Annotated in this window: 1 protein-coding gene; it reads left to right on the top strand. The window is 52.0% G+C overall.

Going from position 1 to position 768, the window contains the following annotated elements; all coding sequences use genetic code 11:
• Positions 1 to 288: 288 nt before the first annotated feature.
• Positions 289 to 768 (top strand): hypothetical protein (locus D8Y22_RS22715; protein ID WP_217350910.1); only part of this gene is annotated, 480 nt, incomplete at its 3' end.

The raw sequence follows: 768 nt of genomic DNA, 5'->3' as shown, positions 1-768 counted from the left end.
AGTACGATGATGAAGTCTATTCTTTCAGCGGTCTTACGAAAGAGCTCATAGCCGAACTAACAGAAGAGAGACCAACTGCAATCAACGGATACAAAAACTGGTGCCATCCAGAGTTCGGGCACCGGACGCTTTCCGACCTCCGAAACAGTCAGGTCGAGGCCGATGACCGATCGACGTGAGTGAATTGTCGACGCTACGTATCGCCGCCCCATCTTTTCCAAAACAGTTCGAGTTGCCCTACCACAACACTCACGATAACTGCCTGTCAATTCTAGAGAAATCAAGACGATGGATCTCGAGATTAGCGACAAACATATCGAAGAAATTGGCAGGTTCGAGAGGGAACCACCGTACAATTCCGAAGAATCGGTCGAACTCGTCACAGCAAGTCCGTCGGATACTGATCCGCGTATCCTCACCGATGGAATCGATCGATTCGACATCGTACGCGAATCAGAGTCGGTATACCTGATTCACTATCAGGGGTTTGTCGCCGGCTATGCTCGCGTGACCGCTGCTGGAATCCAGGAATTTGGACACCAGTACCTTGCCGGGGAACGAGGAATTCCAGACTGGTATCTACTCTGCCTCGACGAAACACCTAACCAACGCCCGTGGTGGGTTCCGGACTCGTACAATCCAGATCGGCATATCGAGTGTAACCGCTGTGCAACAGCAGTGTCACCACCAGAGATTATTACACCAGGCCGGACTGACGGAGACATCGTGGATTGGCTGTGCCCAGATTGCTGGGCCGATGTTCGTGAC

Source organism: Salinadaptatus halalkaliphilus, assembly GCF_006543045.1.
GTDB lineage: Archaea > Halobacteriota > Halobacteria > Halobacteriales > Natrialbaceae > Salinadaptatus > Salinadaptatus halalkaliphilus.
The sequence above is the reverse complement of the archived record's forward strand: the minus strand, read 5'-3'. Positions and strand labels throughout refer to the sequence as shown.